16 protein-coding genes are annotated in these 23,097 nt (G+C 45.1%); 2 read left to right on the forward strand and 14 right to left on the reverse strand.

Translation table 11 applies throughout. The annotated features are described in order from the left end of the window. Window positions 1-87 precede the first annotated feature (87 nt). The 9 genes from NV381_RS10425 to NV381_RS10465 all read right to left on the reverse strand — a co-directional run bounded on the left by NV381_RS10425 (window position 88) and on the right by NV381_RS10465 (window position 11,970). Window positions 88-933, reverse strand: a complete 846-nt coding sequence (locus tag NV381_RS10425) for an AraC family transcriptional regulator (protein WP_258213210.1) — start codon at window positions 931-933, stop codon at window positions 88-90. 155 nt (window positions 934-1,088) lie between these two features. Further along, complete coding sequence (locus NV381_RS10430; RefSeq protein WP_258213211.1) at window positions 1,089-2,162, reverse strand: Gfo/Idh/MocA family oxidoreductase; 1,074 nt, start codon at window positions 2,160-2,162, stop codon at window positions 1,089-1,091. A gap of 45 nt (window positions 2,163-2,207) precedes the next feature. Next, complete coding sequence (locus NV381_RS10435; protein WP_258213212.1) at window positions 2,208-3,476, reverse strand: alpha-L-fucosidase; 1,269 nt, start codon at window positions 3,474-3,476, stop codon at window positions 2,208-2,210. 122 nt (window positions 3,477-3,598) lie between these two features. Next, complete coding sequence (locus NV381_RS10440) at window positions 3,599-5,275, reverse strand: ABC transporter substrate-binding protein (protein ID WP_258213213.1); 1,677 nt, start codon at window positions 5,273-5,275, stop codon at window positions 3,599-3,601. Window positions 5,276-5,342: 67 nt separating this feature from the next. Next, window positions 5,343-6,239: a carbohydrate ABC transporter permease gene (locus NV381_RS10445; RefSeq protein ID WP_258213214.1), complete on the reverse strand. Its 897-nt coding sequence runs from the start codon at window positions 6,237-6,239 to the stop codon at window positions 5,343-5,345. A gap of 25 nt (window positions 6,240-6,264) precedes the next feature. Continuing rightward, window positions 6,265-7,155 (reverse strand): ABC transporter permease subunit, encoded by an 891-nt coding sequence (locus NV381_RS10450; RefSeq protein WP_258213280.1) that lies wholly within the window; start codon window positions 7,153-7,155, stop codon window positions 6,265-6,267. A gap of 318 nt (window positions 7,156-7,473) precedes the next feature. Beyond that, window positions 7,474-9,777, reverse strand: a complete 2,304-nt coding sequence (locus NV381_RS10455; protein WP_258213215.1) for a helix-turn-helix domain-containing protein — start codon at window positions 9,775-9,777, stop codon at window positions 7,474-7,476. A 79-nt stretch (window positions 9,778-9,856) separates the two neighbouring features. Continuing rightward, complete coding sequence (locus NV381_RS10460; protein WP_258213216.1) at window positions 9,857-11,125, reverse strand: nickel-dependent lactate racemase; 1,269 nt, start codon at window positions 11,123-11,125, stop codon at window positions 9,857-9,859. Window positions 11,126-11,181: 56 nt separating this feature from the next. Continuing rightward, on the reverse strand, window positions 11,182-11,970 hold the full coding sequence (locus NV381_RS10465; protein ID WP_258213217.1) for a helix-turn-helix transcriptional regulator: 789 nt from the start codon (window positions 11,968-11,970) through the stop codon (window positions 11,182-11,184). Window positions 11,971-12,143: 173 nt separating this feature from the next. Between NV381_RS10465 and NV381_RS10470 the strand changes: the two genes are divergently transcribed. After that, window positions 12,144-14,402 carry an FAD-dependent oxidoreductase gene (locus NV381_RS10470; RefSeq protein ID WP_258213218.1) on the forward strand — a complete coding sequence of 753 codons (2,259 nt, stop codon included), beginning with the start codon at window positions 12,144-12,146 and terminating at the stop codon, window positions 14,400-14,402. Between the two features lie 716 nt (window positions 14,403-15,118). Here NV381_RS10470 and NV381_RS10475 read toward each other — a convergent pair. Then, window positions 15,119-15,946, reverse strand: coding sequence for a YihY/virulence factor BrkB family protein (locus NV381_RS10475; RefSeq protein WP_258213219.1), 828 nt, complete (start codon window positions 15,944-15,946; stop codon window positions 15,119-15,121). Between the two features lie 292 nt (window positions 15,947-16,238). Here NV381_RS10475 and NV381_RS10480 point away from each other — a divergent pair, with 292 nt between their 5' ends. Then, complete coding sequence (locus tag NV381_RS10480) at window positions 16,239-16,745, forward strand: hypothetical protein (RefSeq protein WP_258213220.1); 507 nt, start codon at window positions 16,239-16,241, stop codon at window positions 16,743-16,745. 363 nt (window positions 16,746-17,108) lie between these two features. Here the strand turns inward: NV381_RS10480 and NV381_RS10485 are convergent, their stop codons facing one another. From NV381_RS10485 to NV381_RS10500, 4 genes are all read right to left on the reverse strand, one after another. Then, the gene (locus NV381_RS10485) at window positions 17,109-18,677 is read right to left on the reverse strand and encodes an extracellular solute-binding protein (protein WP_258213221.1); all 1,569 of its coding nucleotides are present in this window, start codon (window positions 18,675-18,677) and stop codon (window positions 17,109-17,111) included. 79 nt (window positions 18,678-18,756) lie between these two features. Next, window positions 18,757-19,629, reverse strand: a complete 873-nt coding sequence (locus tag NV381_RS10490; protein WP_258213222.1) for a carbohydrate ABC transporter permease — start codon at window positions 19,627-19,629, stop codon at window positions 18,757-18,759. Window positions 19,630-19,642: 13 nt separating this feature from the next. Then, window positions 19,643-20,485 carry an ABC transporter permease gene (locus NV381_RS10495; protein ID WP_258213281.1) on the reverse strand — a complete coding sequence of 281 codons (843 nt, stop codon included), beginning with the start codon at window positions 20,483-20,485 and terminating at the stop codon, window positions 19,643-19,645. 310 nt (window positions 20,486-20,795) lie between these two features. Next, window positions 20,796-23,048, reverse strand: coding sequence for an AraC family transcriptional regulator (locus NV381_RS10500; RefSeq protein WP_258213223.1), 2,253 nt, complete (start codon window positions 23,046-23,048; stop codon window positions 20,796-20,798). Window positions 23,049-23,097 lie beyond the last annotated feature (49 nt).

Genomic DNA, 23,097 nt, shown 5'->3' on the forward strand with positions numbered 1-23,097 from the left:
AATGAAACCGCATTCATTTTATGTTATGCGTTTATTATAGCCTAAGCGGAAGTTGGCGGGATTCCGTAAACTTACTGAAAAACTACACTATCTTACGATGTTAGTATCATTCTTTTTATACTCATAGGGGGTTACGCCATACATCTTTTTAAACATTTTATAAAAATGGCCTGTATGCTTGAACCCGACAGCCTCCAAAATTTCAACGACGGACATTTCCGTTTGGAGCAGCAGCTCCCCTGCTTTGCGTAAACGCAGCTCCGACAAAAAGCCGCTGAAGGTTACTCCCGCTACCATTTTGAATAACGAGCTGAAGTAGTTGGGCGATACCGAAATCCTGGCTGCCGCTTCCTTCAACGCAAGCGGTTTCCTTATATTTTGTTCCATATAATCGATGACTTCCCGGATGGCTTGCTCATACCCTGATTCAGTGGACCGCATCCAACCATTAACCTCACGGCTGATGATAACCAAAAACTTGAGCAAATCTGCTCGAACCGCATATTGATGGTAGGACTCCTTGGCTTCCAGCTCGCCCTTAATATCCTCCATCAAGCGCTCGATTACAATTTGGGAGCGCGGCGACAGGTTGATCAGAAGATGCTGATTCAAAGTAACACTTGCCAATTCCCGGATCGTCTCCTCAAGCAGTGAAGGCATGAAATCCAGCTGTACGAGCTCAAACGCATGTCCTTCAAGCGGCATAAAGCAGTGCATCGTGTAAGGTGGAATAGAAAACAGATCTCCGCGCATCAGGTCCGTCTGCTCATGCTGTATCACATGACGGCAAACCCCGCTTAGAACATAACAAATTTGTAAATATTCATGCCCATGCTGGACAGAAGTATAATTGGTTTCATTGCGGATTTGGAATTTGATTGGAAATTCCTCCTGCATAAAATCTTTATACCGAAAAACAGGTGAATGTTCCACTCTTCATACCTCCGTATCCATGTAAATAACCTCTAGAAATGAAACTACTTGTATTTTAAATACTATAAGGTAGGAAACGCAACAATTAAAAAAGCTGGCCCCTAAGTTGGAGTCAGCTTTTAGATGTTATCTAGGGTAACTACCGGGCAATACGGTTACTCAAATGCATCAATAATCATTTTGAACAGCAGCAGATCTTCCCTGGAATCCTCCAATGTTGTTTTGGGCTGAAACCCTTTCGTCACAACCTCGTGAAAATATTCCAGTTCTACCGTGTAAGCATCCTTGAAGCTCGGCCGCTCCACGGTTTTGTTAAAGGCTTCACCCACCGTCTCCTCAATGATTTTGGTTGTCGGCAAATGACGGATATATGGCGTGTCATACTGAATAGTAATCGCCTTTTGATCGCCGTAAATTTGAATATGCGCATCGAATCTCCGTATGTTGTCCACTCCGGTTTCAAACGTAGCATTATAGCCGTCGAATTCAAAGATAGCGTTCATAAATCTTCCGCCATTCCATTGAGTAGCGGCTACGACCCGCTTCGGAAACCCGATAATTTCTCGCATCGCCGACAGATCATGGCTGCTCAAGCCGCAGAGCAGCCGGTAAGCAGCTTTATGTGCTGCCGGGGCATCGCCAATTGCCTGCAGCACCATTCGTCCAGCGCGCTCCTGTTTATCGCGTAACGCTTCCTCCGGAATATCGGTTGGGCGCAGCACATGACTAGATTGGTCGATAAATAATCGGTTGGCGCCAATAATATCCCTGATTCGGGCATAATTAATTTTACCCAGCTGCTTAACTTCCTCAACAGCACTCACATAAGCAGGAGCGAATCGTCTCATATAACCAACCATTACCTGTCTGCCCGCCTCGTCTCTCGCTCGAATGATCGCATCTGCATCTTCAACGTTTAAGCAAACCGGCTTTTCAAGCAGTACATGTTTCTTGTTATTTAAGGCTGATATTGCGCAATCTGCATGATATTCATCACTATTCAGAACAAACACCGCATCCAAATCTTCCTGCTTCGTTAATTCATCCGCATGCTGATATCGATTGCTTAAGCTTATGTTATACCTTGTACCTATAGCATCCAATAGATGCTTGGAAATATCGCATATTGCGGCAATCTCATAACGGTCCGATAATGATTCCAGTATAGGGAGATGTATAATTTGGGCGACCTCGCCCAATCCGATAATTCCGACCTTTATCTTTTTCATGATAAATTCGTCTCCTCTTCGTACTATCGTCAACCCCAATTACGTTTACTCGCTTACCGCTTCATCGAACTCGAGCTTAAGAATCATCACGGTATCCGTAAGCTCATTGACAGGAAGGTTTCTAATTCGCAAGTAAGGCCTCTCCCTCCATGCCCACGGAATCATATCTACAGTCGCCTCCAGCTCCCTTCCATCATTGAGCAAAGTTGCTTTATTAGGAACCTTATTGAGCGGTTTCAATACAATCGAATTGCTTTGAGTGTCTTTATGAAGATGAATGTAGAGGGTGTTTCCCCGACGAGTGGCGAGCACTTCATCTCGGACCATTCGCCGTGCGGAGCCTTCCATCGTAATTTCATCACGGAATATCATATCGGATGCCGGAAGAGCATCTCCGAAGGACTCCTTCACACTGTGATACCATTCTCCTATGATCCTTAAAGCCTCAACATTCTCCCGAGCAATCCTGCCATTAGGCTTAGGACCTACATTCAGCAAGTAATTGCCGCCCATTGCCATAATCTTATCGATGCTCTGCATAATGAACTTATTGCTGTAATAATCCTCGTCCTCTTTATATCCCCAGCTTTCCCGGCCTAGCGCCTGACATGCTTCGGTTGGTTTAGTAAAGGAGCCCCCTTCGGGCACATGCCTCTCAGGGGTGTTATAGTCACCTTTGCCAGGACCACGGTCATTAATCAGAATTCCCGGCTGAAGCTCCCGGATCATCTCATTTAAGCTCGGATCCTCATGCTCAGCTACATTGACATCCCAAAAAAGCTGATAAATCTTACCATACTTCGTACATAGTTCAATCAACTGGTTTCGAACAAAATCATAATACTTATCGATATCAGGATCATCGCCTGCACGAGGGCCAAACATTTCATGATGCCTTCCTTGGTTCGGATAATTCGGGTGATGCCAATCGGGACAAGAATAGTATAAACTCAGCGGGAAATTTCTCCGATGGCAAGCCTCTGCCAGCATCCCCAATATGTCTTTGCCGTAAGCGGAATTCATGATATTGTAGTCCGTGTGCTTCGTATCCCACATGCAGAATCCATCATGATGCTTCGTCGTAAAGCATAAATACTGCATCCCTGCTTGCTCCGCCATGTCCAACCATTCATCCGGATTAAATTCCACCGGGTTGAACTCATGAATGAGCTTCTCGTAATCCTTGCGCTTCATATCTCCACGCCATAAGATTTGCTCATGCCATGCTGGAATTGCATACAATCCCCAGTGAACGAACAAGCCGAACCTTCTTTCGAAAAACACATCGCGTGCATCCTTAAATCTTGTTATCATGCTTACCCCTCCTGCATATCGCTTTTTCGTAGAAAACTCTCAAAATAAAGGTCGCCCTCCAACAAAGTCTCATTGGAGAGCAACCATATGCTGCCTGCTTCTTTCAACTACAATTTTTATCCTTATTTCTTCTTGAACTTCGCATCATAAGCTGTTTGATAAATTTCCAGGTATTTCTTGATGTTCATGTTGTCGAGATTTTTAACATAAGCGTCCCAGTTCTTATCAATATCAGAGTCTCCTGTTATAAAGCGGGCCATCATCTCTTTGACATGATCCAGAATCGTTTTCTCCAAATCTGCAATCTCTGATGCCTGATCAGCGGTAAAGAACACAGGCGGCATTACCTTATCGATCTTCATTTGGTACGGCTCCATTTTTTGTTTCGTTTGATTATACAAAATAACCTCTAGCGGCTGTTCCGGATTTTGTGCTTCCCCTAAACGGAAATCATTCGACCGATAGCTTGGGCCCGTTTGACCCCAGTTTACATTTTGTACGCCGCCCCAAGGTGTCAGCTGCTTCCAAATGGCAGGCTTTCCGTTGATGCCGATTTCATTCTTTTCCGCGTATCTCCATTCCGTACCTTCACGTCCTGCATACCATCTAAGAGCTGTATCCGGCGAGTTAAACAAGAAGTCGGCCAAACGGAACGCTGCTTCCGGATTTTTTGCGTTTTTCGTAATAATATATTGTCCATTGCCTACTACATAAGGATGATAAGCTGCATTCTGGAAACCGTTCGGTCCTTTTAATGGCGGAACCGCTTCATAAGTAAGCCATCTGCCGCTGCTCGCTCCTAATGTCGTTAATGAGCCCATGTTATGGCCGGAGGAAGCACCCAGGATTACGGTATCCGGGTTTTCACCCAATTTTTTCAACTGATTGTTATCCTGAGTCATCGCTTGTGGATCAATCAAGCCCTCAGCATAAAGCTTGCGTAAATATTTTAAGCCTTCCTTCCATTCAGGCTTGTTATAAGGTACCGTAACCTTTCCATTATCCAAATACAATTTTCTTGTATCATGATCATAAGTAAACGCATTCATAATGAAAGAATCCAGCATTTGCGTTTCGAATAAATTACTTGCTGATGCTTGAATAGAGCCAGAGAGTGGAATTTCATCCGCTTTTCCGTTACCGTTAGGGTCCTTCGTCTTAAACGCTTTCAACACCTCGTAAAACTCATCGGTAGTTGTAGGCATCTTCAGACCTAATTTATCAAGCCATGGCTTATGAATCCACATTCTTTGTTTATACATACAGTGATAGCATTCGTTGACCTGCGGCAGCGCATAGATTTTCCCGTCAGGTGCTGTGATTAAATCCTTGTAGATCGCATTTTCGCTAAACATCTTTTTCATTTCCACGCCATACTTTTCGATTAAATCGTTCAATGGGAGGAACACACCTTGACTGCCATTAATCATCATCTGTGTAGGCGAAACCCCGAAGCCCATAATGACATCCGGATAATCTCCGCTGGACAGAACAAGGTTTAATTTCTCCGTGGCGGACTTCTCAGGCGCTACTTCCCAATCGATCTTTATATTGGTCTTTTGCTCCAGCCATTTAGTAAATTCATTAGTGGAAAAGTCTTCAACCGAAGCGCTTCCCTTCACCAATATTTTAACTGTTGTCTTTTCGTTAGTTATCGGGAACTGCCCTGCCGGATTGACGTTCGAGGTCGCTTTCTTGCCGTCATCTTTTACTGCGGGTTCTGTTCCGCTAGAACAGGCGCTCAATGCCAAGCTCAGTCCTAATACGGCGGATAAGCAAATGAGTGTAACTTTTTTCAAATAAAACCCTCCTCTAATTTTTCTGATAGCAAAACCCGCATTGTGAGCATGTACTTCCCCTGGATGACTAACCTTTTAAAGAACCAATCATAATCCCTTTCACAAAATATTTTTGTACAAACGGGTAAACGATCATTAAAGGTGCTGTAGCTACGATAATCAGCGAGTATTTCAAGAGCTCTCTGAGTCCCTCTCGTTTCGCTGCCTCCTGTACATCAACAAGCATATTCAAATCCACATCATTCTGCACAAGGATATCTCTTAACACAAGCTGTAAGGGATACAAATTCTGACTCTTCAAATAAATCAATGCGTTAAAAAATGAATTCCAGTGCCCTACAGCATAGAACAAGGTGATAACCGCAGTGATCGGCCCGGATAGAGGAAGCACAATTTTCCATACAAATTGAAAATCTGTACAGCCATCCAGCTGGGCAGCCTCCAGCAGCTCGTCAGGAATAGTTGTCTGGAAATAGGTTCGGGTAATGATCATATTCCATATGCCCAGCGCGCCAGGCAGCAGCATCGACCAGGTTGTATTAAGCAAACCCAAATCCCTTACGAGCAAATAGGTCGGAATTAATCCTCCTGAAAACATCAGTGTGAATACAAACAGGAACATAAATATATTTCTGCCGTAAAAATCTTTTCTGGATAAAGGATAAGCTGCCAGAATCGTCATGATAACGTTAATCAAAGTCCCAACAACCGTGTAATAAAATGAATTCATGAATCCGCTCAAAATTAACTTATGTTTAAAAACTGCATAATACCCATCCAATGTCGGATCGATTGGCCACAGCCATACTCTTCCCGATACAACGGCTTCGGAGCTGCTTATGGAAGCGCTTAAAATATAAATCAGCGGATAAAGAATGGTTACCAAAAACAGGGATAATATGATATAGTTGAGAATTGTGAACAGCCGATCCATTTGTGATTCTCTGATTGACGAATGCTCCATTGTGCTCTCCTTTCCATTCCCCCTCTTACCATAGGCTCTCCTGCTTGGTCTTCTGCGCAATCTTGTTAACAGCCACAAGAAGAAGAAGATTGATAACGGATTTAAATAAGCCAATTGCTGAGGAATACGAGTAATTCATAGCTTGTGATGCCAGACCGACCTTATAGACGTACGTATCGATAACTTCCGATGTCCGAATATTTAGCGGATTTTGCATAAGCAGCACTTTCTCGAAGCCGATATCGAGCATATGGCCTGTATTCAGAATTAATATAATAATGGCTATCGGCATAATACCAGGGATGTCTATGTGCCACATTCGCTGCACCTTGTTCGCACCGTCGACAACAGCTGCTTCGTGCAGTGAAGGATCGATGCTGGCAAGAGCGGCCAAATAAATGATGCAGGAAAAACCAACGCTTTGCCATACTCCCGACCAAACATAGATGGACTTGAAATATTCGGGTATGCCCATAAAGCTGACTGGTTCGAAGCCTAGTCCTTTAATAATGGAATTGACGATACCGTTTCTCGGATCAAGCAATTCCAGAATAATACCAACCATAACAACAACAGATATAAAGTGTGGAGCGTAAGTGATCATTTGTACTGATTTTTTGAAAAATTGGTTTTTAACATAGTTCAAGCTGAGTGCGAGAATAATTGGAAACGGAAAGCTGGCAAACAAGCTGTAAACACTTAATACTATTGTATTGCTCATGAGCCTCCAAAACTCGTACGAATCAAAGAACCTTATAAAATGCTTGAAACCTACCCACTCGCTCCCCCATATACCCTTGGTTACTATAAAGTTTTTGAAGGCTATTTGGGCGCCATACATCGGTATATATTTAAATATAATAATGTACAGAACTGGCAGGGCAATCAATACATACAGACGCCACACTTTTCTCATTTTCTTGAATGGAGTGCTGCTTCTGGCCTTTGCACTAACTTTCGTTTGAATTCCTGTTGTTTGTTTAAGCGCTTCCAAAAATTCACCTCCTTTAGTTGGTCAGCTTCCCCCGAAATCGAATCAGGACACTTTAAAGTTTGGGCTTGTGACAGCCGGAGCTTAGTGTTTTCCCCCTCTCTATCCTTACTCATCCTACGATAAGCCGTTACCCGGGTCGTGTAAATGTGAAAGCCTGCAGTTTGATGTGCAGGCCTTCAGATAAGCGATGTGCAGTTGAATGTGTGATGTGCATTACTTAAGAATGCGCTTACATTTTGCTTATAAACGGCGGAATTCCGATGTGCTGACCGCGTTTATACGCTTAAAAGCTCTGCAGAACGTGTTGGACGAGCTATACCCTACTTGTTGGGCTATTTCATAAACCGGCAATTGCGTCGTCGACAGCAGCTCCTTCGCATGAGTCATACGAAGCTCCTCTAAATAGTCAGAGAAATTAACACCCGTTTGTTCTTTGAAAAATTGAGACAAGTACCCTTTTGAAATGTTCATCCTGTCCGCAACGGAATCTAGACATAGCTCTGTCTGCGAATAAGATTCATGGAGCAAATCCAATATTTTTTCTTGGAGCTGTACATTTTGACTTTTCTTATGATCATTGACGAAATCGCAAACTTGAAAGTACACGGATACGAGTGAACGGTAGTTTTTCTCTAACCCTTCATAGGAGGCTGAATCCGCCGAAAACGGCTTCATCTGATCCAAGGCCGCACCTTCTTCCATGCCGACCTGTGGCAGCAGCTTAACAACCGTTCCCCACATTTCATTCATGAACAGTCGTAGCATCGGTACCGATAAGCGGCGCTCATTAAAGTTAATTTCATGAAGCTCATCCAGCAGTGAAGCTACCGCCGTCTGCTCTCCCGCTTTGGCAAGGTTACTCATCCGGTGCTCCAGGTCTGAAGGATAATAGTAGCCGTTATTTTCTTTGGGCAGCTCTTCAAAGCGCATAATCCCGTTCATATTTCTCCATGTTAAATATTCTAATGAACGCTTGGCTTCCTCATAAGAGCGTGAAACATTCAATAGATCCTCATGAGGATCTCCTACTCCGAATCGGGTCATCATATTCAAACGGGTGCTTATCAAGTCACTGACATCGCCAATTACTTCCTCTATATAAGCGCGGCGCTCTGATGGATTGTTACTGCCGAAAGCGAACAGCAGAGCAATCTGGTCTTCCGCAACATCATGCCAATGTACATTAGCCCCCATTTCATCTCTTAAAATATCTTTGACCATGATGCGTTTGACATCAAGCTCTTCCAGCACATCCCTGTCCAAACCGCTATCATATCCCCTCAGTTGAAGGATAGCCGCCAAAAAATAGTTCCCTTGCATCTCAATTCCAACATGCTGCAGCAAAACAGAAATTTCTTTGTGAGCCACATATTCCCCCTTCAGCAGCCTCTCGAAGAGTGCAGCCTGCAGTAAAGGAGCTTGCTTCTCCATCTTTTTTTGCAGCTCTTGATTATTATCAATCAGCTGGGAGACGGAGTCCCGAATGAATCGGTACGCATCCGAACCATAATAGCCATCGCCATTCGTTCTCTCCACTATCGTTTCCATGATGCTCCTGAGAGGTCGGCTGTTCCGGTAGGCTATCAAATAAGCAATTAATAGTCCGACAGCCAAAAAGACAAACGCAAAAGTGAAGGTAATATTTTTAATATACAACACTTTTTTCAATACTACGTACGCAGGCTGGGCAACCAAATAGGTCCATCCATTGTAGCTTGAGGTCGTATAGGTAACCATCATCTTCTGTCCATCAATATCCTGAATGATGCTTCCATGCTTCCCGGATAAGCTGCTCCTGTCGATCAAATAAGAAGAATCACCTGACGAAACGGAGCTTATTACCTCACCGCTCTCATTAATGATATACGCCCATCCCCCACCGGATAATTCCAGCCCTCCTAGCAGCTTTTGGACCTCCCGGTTATCAACGGTGATCGCCACCGAGCCTTGAGAAAAGCCTGGATATCCCAAGGACTGTATATAAGTAAGTAAGGAATAACGGCTACCATTAACCGTCACCTCCTGCGCGGGCAGCACCTTGCGATGATATTGTTCACCCATAAATAAATTTTTCCAGGTTTGCGAGTCCATGTTGTTGTATTTAAAATATTTTTGGAATTCGGGGAGCAGAAAAGTGGAGCTTTCTGCTAATACGACCCCGCTATTTTTATAAAAAATGAAATAGTTGAAAATAAAATTATTCGATAAGCTGTAGTTATAAATGCTTTTGCGCGTTTCGACGACACGGTAAGTGTTAGCGCCCTCGAATGGCTCTGTGATGGTCGTGAACTGCATAATTCGAGTATCGTTTGCAAGCTGTACTCCAATAGAGGATATTTCAGACAGTCTCCGGTCCATAATATCCCTGCTTTGCTGGAGCAGATTCATATTAGAAGCCGTTACTTCCTTCTCCATTTCAACCAGCGTTTTATTGTAAATAACCCAACCTACCAGGAGGGGAAGCAGTAATAACAACATGTTAGGCACCAGAAGGCGCAAGAAAATCCCCTTACTACCGGTCCTGTTACGTTTCACATACCACATCAAAGTTCCCTCCATGCGTTGAAGCTTGATTTCATTGAAATAGACTTCCTCCAAGCAGACAACGAGGTGATAAAAGAGCTCAGTTAGGCCAGGCTGTAAAATTCCCTTGTTCATCGAAGCTCATCGGCTCAGGTGCGCCAATAATTTCTATATCAGAGCGCTGCTTAATTTCCGGTATCAATGATTCGGATACATACAGATGCTCCAAATGAAGCGTACTGTGAATTCTCGCAAATCGCGCCAGCTCTGCCTTCACTCCCCAATTGGCCTTCAATGCCGCCGTTAAAGCTTCCTTATCATTTTCCAATATAATAGGAATCATCGCTCGATGAAGAAACGTGCTCGTAATAACGTTTTCATTTGTTTTCTGAAAATCAATCTTATCGAATAATCTCTTGGTGGTCAGATCAGCCAAACCGATTCCGAGAGCATTGCCATGGCTTTCTTCACTTAAATCACCTGCAATCACGTATTTAATGCGCGGCTTATCAAAGTCATCCACCCCATGAATCCTGACTCTGCCTATAATATTAGTATCCATGCCGGTACCGCTGTAGTTTTTGCCAATATGGTCCACCATTAATATATCCAGGTCCTCTACAGGCAAGCAAGGCATATAGGAAGCGGATAGTTTAAGCAATTCTGCTTCACGCACAGGGATTAATTCCTTAGGAATGGCTTCTATAAGGGCTGTTTGCTCCAATGCATTCTCCACAATCCCTATACCGCATAAAATGTTCGCTTTCTCCAGTACGACTTTTGCCACTTCAGGCATCATATCCCGGATACCAATGACTCCATGGTGATGAAGCGCCAGCGCTTGCTTATGCTTTCCCATGCCGATTGCCGCCATCTTCATTAAACCGCTTTCAAATCCGTGTGGAGATTGAAAATCCGTATGCACTTTAATTCGGCCTATAATAATAATCCCATCCGCTTCCCAAGCATGCCGATCCGTATATACATCCACCCCAGCCGAAGTACTTCCGATATGCGCGACCTCCATAGAAGAAACAATAGGAGCTCCACAGAATGCCTCTGTTACTCCATAGCCGTGCAGCACCTCTACCTGACCTTCCGCTGTTGCTCCCCCATGACTGCCCATTGCGGGAATTATAAATGGAGCTGCGCCCCATTCCTTAAGCTGGCTTACAACTGCACGAAGGATAAGATGAATATTGGCTATACCTCTGCTTCCTGCTGTAAGGGCAATACGCATACCTGGAGTGATGAGCGGTTTCATCCCTATGCGCAGCATTTCCTCCATTTCCGTACTCTCGATATGCTCCACGGCTATCCTCGGCCCTTGCAGCTTCTGCTTGATTCTTACCACTTTTGGATATTCCATAACAACCCCTCTTCCTGATTTTGTTTTGTAAAAGACTTAATACTAACCATAACAGCCTAGATACGATGCGACTTGCGGTAAGCCGAAGGGGAAACCTTTATTTTCTTATTAAACATCCGGCTGAAATAAAAACCGTTCTCATACCCGCACTGCTCAGCAATCTGCTCCAAAGTCAGCTCTGTTTCCAGCAGCAATGTTTGTGCTTTATGCAGCCGAAGCGAAGTTAAATAATCCATTGGTGTTTGCCCGTAAACAGCTTGAAAGCGGCGTGTGAATTGCACAGGGCTCTGTCCCAGTTCCTCGGATAGCTGCTTTAGCACCACCCGGCCAAAGGCATGCTCACTAATTTTGCGTGCTGCCGACTCTATACATACGTCCGTTTCAATTGGACCTCGATGTTTGGCACGAGCCTGATCGGCCTCTACCATGGCCATCTGCCATAAATCCTTGAGCAAATGCCCCGTACGAGCGAGCTTCACATCATCAGCGGGTTGAGTGGATAATCTCTCTAAGTAGTAATAGTTGGATGCTAATCTACTACGGTCCATAAGCGGAATCACGACGGGAAGCTCAGACTCGGGCTGAGTGTTCCATTCAAAGCGGTAGAAGTGAAACGATAACGGCTCCAATATTTCCCTCTCAAACAGCATTAGCGGCGGACATATAACCAAATCACCAAATCCCGCTTCCCCCTCAGCCTCTCCAATTCGATAATGGAAGCGGCCTTCCGTCACGGCAAAGAGCACCCATTCCGCATATCTGTCTTCTGCCAGTTGAAAAGCTTTCTTCTGCTTCCAAAATACTTGAGATATTATTAAGGGCTCTAAGCAGGATGGCAAAAGCATATGATATCCAGCCCCTTCTAGTCATTGAAATTTTGTATATATTGATGTTAATTCAGTGCATGTAAAAAGTAAATACGATCTATTAAAATAAAGCTGATACCGAGTATGAAAGCGATTTAGCAAAAAATCAATAGGGATTGAAATTTATTACAAGAACAGGAGTGTGCTGCAGGGTGAGAACTGAAAGTATCCAAACGGACATTACGGTCATCGGCGGTGGATTATCCGGGGTCAATGCTGCTATCGCCGCCGCGCGACTGGGGCGAACAGTCGCCTTGATTCAAAACCGACCGGTGCTGGGGGGCAATTCCAGCAGCGAGGTACGAGTATGGGTGTGTGGAGCGACAGCACACGGTACGCATCGTTATGCCCGTGAAACTGGAATTATGGGCGAATTATTTGTCGAGAATCAATTCCAGAACCCGGATGGCAATCCGTATTTCTGGGATCTCGTTGTGCTTGAAGCCGTCCGGGCAGAGCCGAATATTCAGCTCTTCTTGAACACAGATGTGCATGAAGTGGAGGCTAGCGGCAGCAAGGATGACCGGCGTATCGAGGCTGTAACTGGATGGATGATGGGATCGGAGCGGCGCATTCGGTTTGAGAGTGAGATGTTTCTCGATTGTACCGGTGACGGGCTCGTCGGTTTTCTGGCGGGAGCCGAATATCGGCTGGGACGCGAGGCCCGCAATGAATACAATGAAGAATGGGCGCCCGAAATTGCGGATGATATCACGCTTGGGAGCAGCATTTTATTCTATAGCAAGGATGTCGGGCATCCCGTCAAATATGTACCTCCAAGCTTCGCCAAGGATATTACCCAAACCAGCATTCCCATTAAACGCGTTATACGAAGCGGCGATAACGGCTGCTCCTATTGGTGGATAGAATGGGGCGGAGAACTGGATACGGTACATCAGAATGAGCGAATCCGCGATGAGCTCTGGTCCGTTATATATGGAATTTGGAATTATATCAAAAATTCAGGTGACTTCGAAGCCCAGAACATGACGTTGGAATGGGTTGGGGCTCTGCCTGGCAAACGCGAATATCGCCGTTTTGTAGGCGATTATGTATTGAATCAGAATGATATCATCGCACAACGGGAATTCGAAGATCGGGTTGCTTTCGGCGGATGGTCCATCGACCTTCATCCTCCTCAAGGTATGTACTCGACGGAAAGCGGCTCCAAGCACATGCATATGGATGGCAGCTATCATATCCCCTTCCGCTCGTTATATTCGATCAACGTGTCCAACCTGCTATTTGCCGGGCGGAATATAAGCGCTTCCCACGTTGCATTCGGGACAACGCGGGTTATGGCAACATGCGCAGTAATCGGCGAGGCCGCAGGCACGGGAGCGGCGCTTGCCGTCCAGCATGGCACAACGCCCCGTGGCGTGTATCAGCGGCATTTGGCGGAGCTGCACCAAACACTGCTGCGGCAGGATGCATCGGTGCTTGGTCTGGCGGGGGCTGACGCTAGCGATCTGGCGCGTACGGCCGCGTCTGTTACCGCATCAAGCACGCGGCAGATGCTCTCAGTGGAAGAGCCGGCGGAAGCGTACCCGCTGGACCATGATGCCGGCTTGCTGATGCCGGTTTCATCGGCGCTGGAGAAGCTGGAGCTGTTGATTGATGCAGCTGTGGACGGGACGCTCGAAGTTGAAGTATGGAGCACCGGACGCGCGGAGAACTATGTCCCGCATACACTTCAGGTCAGCGGCACAGTCGAGGTATCCGCAGGTGAAAACCAATGGGTCTCAGTGGCCTTGGATTGGAAGCCGGAGAAATCACAGAACACATTCATTGTCATCAAGGCAAACCCTGCGATTTCATTGTATCTCTCCAAAGCTCCGCTCAGCGGTGTCCTGGGGTTCCAACGTGGCGCCGATGCTCGAACGGTGAAGGAGCTGGAGGATCACCATCACGATCAGCCTGTTGTTCTCTGGAGCATGCGCAAGCTGGTACGCAAGCCATTCTGCTTCAGAGCTTTCCCTCAAACTACCGCGTTTGCTGTTGAGAACGTTGTTGATGGCTACTTACGTCCATATGGAGGGCCGCATCTATGGATGTCTGAACCTCTTGCAGCTGGAAGTGAGGCATGGGTTGAGCTGACTTGGCAAGATACGGTTGCTGTTGGCGAAGTCCACCTGACCTTTAACGATGACGTAAACGAAGATCTGATCAATCTGCATCATCACCGAACGGAATTTGAGGTCATTCCTGAGCTGGTACGCGATTACCGCATTGAAGCATGGATGGATGGCGATCAGGCATGGAGTGTATTGCATCGGGAGACAAACAACCACAAGCGCAAGCGCGTTCATCGTTTGAACAATGCTGTGCAGGTATCCAGGCTGCGTGTTGTAGCAGAGGCGACCAATGGGAGCCCGAGCGCCGAGTTGATTGAGATCCGCGTCTATTCCTGACTTACGTGAAGGGGCTGTCCCAAAAGACATTTTGAGACAACCCCTTCACCCTTTTATCCTGAATAGATGGTTGCAAAAGAGCCCTCAATTCCACTTTAATAATTGAAGGCTTTTTTGCACATCCTCGTGTATTCTTAGTGATGAATAAGATGAGGTCGCTTTCCAGCGCGTGCTCATCGTGGGTATCGGGTTCGGGGTTCGGGGTTCGGTTACGGCATTGCATGGCAGTCTGGCGCACTCCGTGCAATTATCAGGAAAATGTCAAGTTAGTTACTCCGAAAATAGCGTTCCAAGTCTTATAGCTGGAATTTCTCATGCTAATTCTACGTATTTTGGCTGATATCCACCATATCACCTCTATTAGAGTTAGTTTTTCCAGTTAGATTGATTTCAGGCGATATCCACGCTGGATTAGCGTTACAATTTCCATCTATTTTCTTTCCTTCCGCAGCCGCCTGACAAATCATAGTCTCCTCTAGATTGAAAGCAGCTTTTGAACATCGCTTCTCGCGCCATCACTTAAGTTACATCCAAAAAGCGACCGAACTCATTTTTGGATTTTCAAACCCCCGCTCTGAAGGGAATTTCCCTACAAAAGAGACGCTTCCATTTCCGCTTACATGGTGGTTTTGGAGGCGTCTTTGTACATCCTTTGGGACTGATTCATTCACTGATACCCTTTTGGGACAGCCTCTTTGATTACGTAGAGGAGACACTTAAACCCGTTGCTTTTTTCGCGTCTGAAACATATAAGCCATCGCATTGATCTCGCCACCGATGATAATGACCAAAGCGCATAAGTAGAACCATGTCAGAAGGACGATTACACCACCAAGGCTTCCGTAGGTCACATTATAATGATTCCATTGACTTAAGTAAAACGAGAATCCATACGATGTCAGCTGCCAGCCCAGCGCCGCGACAACCGCACCGGGAAGAACATCTTTGCAATTGAGGCATGTGTTAGGTGCAATGTAATAGATCGCAATAAAGATCAGGAACAAAATGACAAGATTCAAAATCCAGCGCAGCACGTTCCACAGCTCAATATGCTTCATCTCAATATGCAGCTCCGTATGCATCCAATCCCCTATCAAATGTCCGAACACACTCAGTAGAAGAGCTGAGAACACAACAACCAGCATCCCCATCGTTAACGCAATAGCCAGCAGCTTGGAGCGAATATAGCTTTTTCGCGCTGGCAATCCATAAGCTTTATTGACGGCGAGGACGATTGCATCCATTGCAGCACTCGCAGTGAACAAGGAAAAAATCAGACCAAATGACAACGCATCGCCTCTCCTTGAATCAAGCAAACTGCGCAGCTGCTCCTCCAGCCCCAATGTCACGCTTTCCGGAATATATTCTTTGGCCAGCCCAATCACATCTTCCGATGTTATCGGCAGATAGCCAAGCAAGCTCATAAGAAAAAGCAGAAATGGAAACACCGAGAGGAGAAAATAATAACTGCATTGTGCAGAAAGTCCGATAGCATCATCATGATTGAGCCGCTTTATCAATTGTTTTATGAAAGTAATGATCAAGGAATCAGCCACCTTATATTAAGAATAAACAACAAGAGTAGATGCTGCAGCAACTGATTACTATCATTACCCCTTTTGCCCGCATCGCAAACATCCCGTTAATCTATTAGCTGCTGCTTTATGGACTTGCTTCTCGAAGCTTGTAGGTATACCCAGTAACAAATAAAAATGACTCAGTCACTCTGTAAATCAGGAGATTATGCACTATCCTGTACAACCAATTATCGCACATAATAGCATCGGGCTTGTGATAACTATTACGCAGTGAATAGAAAGGATGAGTTTTGTGACTTTGGCACGAATAACGGGATGGCTCGGCTTTATCGCATTATTGGCAGGTGCTGTCAGGATGCTAATGACACCCGCATCCCTCATTTGGGGAACCGATAGTTTACCTGAGCTCGCGGCAGGTTATGCTGGCTGTGTGTTGATGGCCATCGGATCCATTGGATTGATGCTGGGACAATCCCAAAAAGCAGGAATATGGGGATTTATCGGTTCCTTGCTGATGGCAGTTGGAAATATTTTCACCTCCAGCTTAGTCTGGACCACTCTCTTTAAAACCATTACGGAGCCGTCTCAAACTTTTTTAATGATCAACAATATTGTCATGCTGCTCGGTTTTGTCATTTTTTCCCTAATCTCGATACGAGTGAACGTCTACCCTCGCTGGGCATCCATTCTGCTGCTTGTTTCTCCACTGATCAGTATGATTCCGATGTTTGGGGACTATTTCGCATTAATGTGGGGATTAGCCTATGTTGCTTTTGGTTACCAGATTTGGAAAGCAAGAACATAGCCTGCATCAGGAACCTGGTATTATAAGTATTCCTGTGCAATTGCGGCGCTGCATGGCGATCGGTCGAACCCCAAGATCTTAGAAGATGGATGAATCCATGAGGACATACATTAGCTGTCCTGTTAACAATATCATGCCCCATCTATGGAAGTGAAGGACAATAGCGGAAATATTTGTCTTCGATCACCTGAAAAGCTCAAAAAACAGAGAGATAACGGAATTGCCAGTTCCGATATCTCTCTGTTTTTGTGCATATTGCTCCTATTCGTCCAGAATAACGGAGCTCTCTGCTCCGGCCAAATCCTTCAGGGCTCCTGGCAGCTTCGCCGCTATCCGCATCTCATTTAATTGTAAATGCCGCGGTTATTTCTTTTTCATTTCCTGGAATGCCTTCAACTGCTCATCCATAACTTCTTTTCCACCGGTTTTCATATATTCTGCCACCATCTCATCGTAAATTTTGTCAAAATCGGCAGGTTTCGCAGTAACCGTTTTTACCAATATTTCTATTCCCTTATCGCCAAGCGTTTGGCTGTACTTGATTTGTGCTTCAATCGGCCTGTCAAAACGAGGGGGCAGCTGGCCATCCTGATCTCCTACCTTAATACTGTTCATTGTAAATTCCTTATATTTGGGATCCGCTGCATTCGCTTTTAATGTTTTCTCAGCATCGCCCATATCCTTACCGTTGATCAGCATACTGTAGTCCAAATAATTGTACATGACCTTCTTCGCTTCTTCCGAATCGATAATTACCGGTATGCCGTCCTCACCCATTTTGTAGGTTACACCCTCAGTGCCGTTCTGCAAATCGAAAATAACCTTATAATCCGACATCCAGTTCAGAAATTTGATAACCTCCACGGCTCTTTTGCTCGATTTGGGAATTGCGATATGGGCTGACAATGGATGATATATCGATTTTACATGCTTGCCTTCAAAATTGGTAAACGGATCTACCGCTGCCAGCACAGCACTTGGCACATTTTTCTGTAAGGTCGAATAATACGCTTGATAAACAGGCTCATTTGTATTTGTTATCGCAAATCCGATTAAGCCGTTTACCAAATCGGCCTGAAATTTCTTGCCATCCTTATCCAAAGCAAAATCCGGACTAATTAAACCTTCATTGTACAGCTTGTTCAAATACTTGTATCCATCCTTATTGCCAGGCTTCATTAAGTCTGGCAAGGAGTTGTACTCCTCATCGGTCATCTTTTTCCAGAACGATCTTACCAGCGGATCCAGATTATTATTATACCGGATTCCATAAGGGATGACCTTGCCTCCAGTTCCCCCCGGATCCTTTTCCTTAAATGCTTTTAATACCGCATAAAATTCATCGGTCGTCTTAGGCGGCTGCATCCCGAGCTTGTCGAGCCAGTCCTTACGGATCATAGGTGTTTGGGAGGCTATAATAATCCGCTTGGCAGGAATTGTGTACTGCTTGCCGCTAATAACACCGTAGCTGAGCAGCTGATCACCCAAATATTTTTTCAAATTAGGCCCATACTGGTTAATTAAATCTCCCAGCTCGGTCAATCCCCCCTGCTTTACCCAGTTTTGAACCGCGGGATCGCTATAAGTAAATATAAGATCGGGCGCTTCGTTAGCCGACATCAGCACATTCAGCTTAGGCACTTCCTCCGTTCTAGGCACCGTAACAAATTCAAGCTTAATATTATTCGGATCACCAAACTTCTCCTGCATATATTTGACAAAGTAGCTTTCCGTAAGAGGCGGAGCCCCAGGCGGTGTATTGCCGCGGTCGAACAGCTCAATTTTGAGTGTAACAGGTGGCCCTTTCTTGCCACTATCCGAAGAACCCCCGCTAGGGCTCTCCCCACCGGAACAAGCAGCAAGCATGCCTGCAAGCAAGGTAACGGCTAAAGAACAGCTAATGGTTTTGACAGATGATATTTTTAGATGCATCTACTACAACTCCCTTGACTAAGTTTGGTAAAGCCTGTACCCTTGCCCCTTGGTCTGGTGCTTCTGCTCAATTGATAAATCAACCTTTTACAGCGCCGATCATCATTCCGGATATAAAATAACGCTGCAGCCACGGATAAACCAACAGAATAGGAAGCGTGGCGAACATAATGCTGGCCGCCTTCAAGCTCTCAGGAATTGGAGCGGTCGCATTCATGCCTTCTGTTGCCGTAGAATCACTCATTTGATTGCTGATGACAAGCTGGTAAAGCTTCAATTGAATCGGGTACAACTCCTGTTTCGTTATATAGAACAGCGCGTCCATAAATCCGTTCCAGCGTCCTACCGCATAAAATAAGCTTAATGTTGCGATTACCGGCAAGGAAAGCGGCAATACGATTCGAATCAAGGTTCCAAAGTGGGAGCTTCCATCCATTCGCGCCGATTCTTCCAATTCTTCAGGGATGGAGGAAAAGAACGACTTTAATATAATTAAATAAAAGGCATTGATCATACCGGGGAGCACTAGAGCCCAGATTGTATTGGTCAGCATCAATGATTTCACTAGCAAATATTCGGGAATTAAGCCGCCGCTGAAAAACATCGTAAATAAAATCATAAGCAGACAAAAGTCCCTGCCCTTCAATTTCTTCTTGGTAAGCGGATAAGCTGCACAAATCGTCATGGTCATACAGATCACAGTAAAAACAACCACAAGCAAAATAGTGAATAGCAATGAGCTTATCATTCTGCCATCGGAAAGCACCATTTGATAAGCCAGCGTACTAAGCTCCACTGGAAACACGGTTACTTTGTTCGAGATGATTGCGGCATTAGAACTTAATGAAACGGAAGCCAGATGAAGTATCGGAACCAGGCACAAGAAGGATGCAATGGTTACAACCAGTATGATGAACATATCGATCAATCTGTCATTTAAGCTTGCTTTCATTGGAGCCCCCTCTCTACCAGATACCCTGGTCCGTAACTTTTTTGGAGATGTAATTGGATGAAAGCAAGAAGATCAAACCTACAACCGCTTGAAAGAGCCCTATGGCTGTAGCTATGGAGACTCTTGCGGACTGAACGCCCAGCTTGTATACAAAGGTGCTTATAACATCGGAAACATCGGTAACTAACGGGTTAGCTAACACATACGGCCGTTCGAAGCCAATGCTCGCCATATGCCCAATATTGATGATAAGCAGGATCATAATAGTCGGCTTTATACCTGGCAGAGTAATATTCCATATTTTCCGCAGCCGCCCAGCTCCATCGACCTCCGCAGCTTCATACAGCTCCCTGTTTATACCGGTCAATGCCGCCAGGTAGATGATCGTTCCCCATCCAGCATTCTGCCAAACTCCCGAACCTACATAAGTTAGAACCCAATACAAAGGATCTGTCAGAAATGGAATCGCTTTCATTCCTGCCATTTTAAATAGATGATTGACAAGCCCCGTGTTGGTGGACAATAACTGGTAGACCATACCGCCGATAATAACCCATGAAATAAAATGGGGTAAATAGAGTATCGTTTGCGCACCCTTCTTAAACCATTTCAATCGGATTTCGTTTAATAATATGGCCAAAATAATGGGAGTCGGAAAGGATACGATCAAATCCAACAGGTTTAGCAAAAGTGTATTGCGCAGCACCTTATAGAAGTCCTTCATTTGGAAAATTTCACGAAAGGCATCAACCCCCGCCCATGGGCTGTTCCATACCCCCTTGAACATGTTAAATTCTTTGAATGCAATCGTTACACCATACATCGGTATATACTTGAATACCAGGAAGTACAGCATCGGTACGGACAGCAATGCATATAACTGCCAGTCCTGCCCCAGGGAACGCCAGGCACTCCTCCATACGGATGTTCGTACCAAAGGCTTAGGGGAATAAGTATTTTCTATTACAGGTTCCTTGCCAGGCATAGTAGACCTCCTTTTCCTTAGACGGTACCTTAACCGTAATTCACTTGTTACCCAACGGTCAATTTACAAGAATCGCCTACTTATCATAAAGTTAAAAAGCGATTCCGAGGAATCGCTTATCATTTTCTCACACTTAACTTTTACGACAGCAATGTATATTGGGTGCAGCACTTTCCAGCATTTAGCTGCCTTCCGCTCGTTTCCGGTAGTCTCCTGGAGGTATTCCATACATATTCTTAAACGCCCTGTGAAAAGAAATAACATGCACATACCCTACCCGCTCTGCAATATCCTGGACAGGCAGCTGAGTTGTAAGCAGCAGCCTCTGGGCTTCCTCCAGCCGTATTTTCAACATGTACTCCATAAACTTTTCACCAAATTCTTCCTTAAACAGCTTGCTTAAATATCGCGGATTCATCTCGAATCGTTCGCTGATTTGGTTGAGAGACAAATTGGGATCCGTATAGTGGATTTCTATATACTCTTTCACCCGGCGAATGAGGGCATAATTATTTTTGGCTGACCGCAAAGAACGAATTTCAACCTCCAATTGCACAAGCAGAGCGTTAAGCCTTTCACGCCATTCCTCCAACGTTTCAGAGCTATTGGATATAGCCTCAAACTTCGCTGCATATTCATTATGCCAAAGCTTGCTTACCTCCTCGGCCATTTCCGACATCTGATTATGTAAATGGTACATCAAATAATTGGTTATGGTCCCTATGTCCGATTGGGATATACGGCCCTTCTTCAATGACTGAAACAGCTGGGTATAATGAAACTGCCACTGGCCGTCGCTTAGCCGAAACGACTTCGCTATCGTCCGCACCAATTGCAGATGGGGAAATATTCGTCCCTCCGCTTTGGAATGCAGCTCCCCGCTCCCGATTATAGAACCCACTCCGAACACCGGCTTATAGGAAACATATTCCTTCGCCTCGGAGTATGACTGAGCCACATCCATAGGAGAGTAGACCTCTGATCCTATCCCTACGGATACCGTAAAATCGAGATTGTTCAAAATCCAGTCCTGCAGCTTCTTCATCGCTCCGGTAACCACAGCCTGGTTCGTGAACGGATTGGTGTTTAAATAAAAGACAACGGCCATCTGCTGGGGCTCAAACCATTCATTCCATACAACCATATTATCGTTTTGAGCCATCTCCTGAAGCACATTGCTCAGAACAAATTTTAGCAAATACTGGTCGCGTGAATTATAAATTCCGGTAAAATGGGTGAATCGGTCAATCTCCATAACGGCAACCGTCAGCGTTTGGCAATCAGAAGGCATCTGCAGCTCAGCCATTTCGTTCTTCCACTGCGCTGCATTCATTACCTTATGCCCCTCCAGCCAATCCAACAGCAGCTGCTTTCTCCGAATTAGCAGATCATCCCTATGAAGCTGCTCGAATTGGCTCGCCCTTTCCAGCAGCTCGTCAATTGCAGCTTCGATGTATTTCAGTTCATCGCGGAATACCGCTGTTTTCACCAGCTTGCCGCTTTTGCGTTTCGTATAGTTGTTAATGCGTCCAGCGATTGCTTGAATGGGTTTGTAATTGCGGTGAGTGATGTAAGTAAACCATATAAGTCCGGCCGTGATGGTCGAAATCCCAACAAGCATCCAAAAATCATTAAACAGAGATGCCAGAGACAAACGTTTATCTGTCGGGCCTCCTGAGCCATATTTCCAGCCTGTATAATCGGATTTGATATACAAAGACGACAGCTCCGACTTATCGGCAGGGTGGGAGGGTTGAATGCTATTTCTATCAAACGGGTCCATATTAGAAGCAAGAAGCGAGATCGGTCCCCCGTCCAAACGGGTTAAATCCTTGACGAACCCGACTAACGCTTGTACACGAATGTTGACTACGACGGCTCCTTGCTTTTTCCCGGCATCAGGATAAAACTTAACCATCGTTACTACCCGCTCATCGCTTGATTCATGACTAAACTCTTTGAACGGTCTTGGATTGGTCCACACTATCGCATTCGAATTGGAAGTATAAGCATCAAGCAGGAAGTTACGGTCACCGAACTCATCGAGAGGTGACAGACCGCTTCTTGATAATATTTTGCTTGTATTGGCGTTGTATAAATAAATGGAGTTCGAAAAGGGGAGTCCAGAGGAGAGTTCATCCATTTTTTGGGATATTCTAAAGTAATCGTATAAAACCTTGTCACCTGATTCACCAAAATATTCCTTAAGTGCAGCATTCGTATAAATTTCCTTAATTACCATTCGCTCCGCAGTTTTCAGATTGGCATCAATTACCTGTAATACCTTTGTTGCGATCACCTTCTTCGTATTCACGATCTGCTTTTGTGCAGAATCGTTTAATACAGCAAAAAAGGAGAAGATAAGCACGGATATAACCACGAAAAAAATAGGTGTATACGACAAAAGCATGCGATAATACCAGCTCATCTTCATCACAATCAGCCTCCTGCAATTATGGAAAATTGGTGACTGGCAGCTCTGA

Source organism: Paenibacillus radicis (ex Xue et al. 2023), assembly GCF_024722015.1.
Classification (GTDB): Bacteria; Bacillota; Bacilli; order Paenibacillales; family NBRC-103111; genus Paenibacillus_S.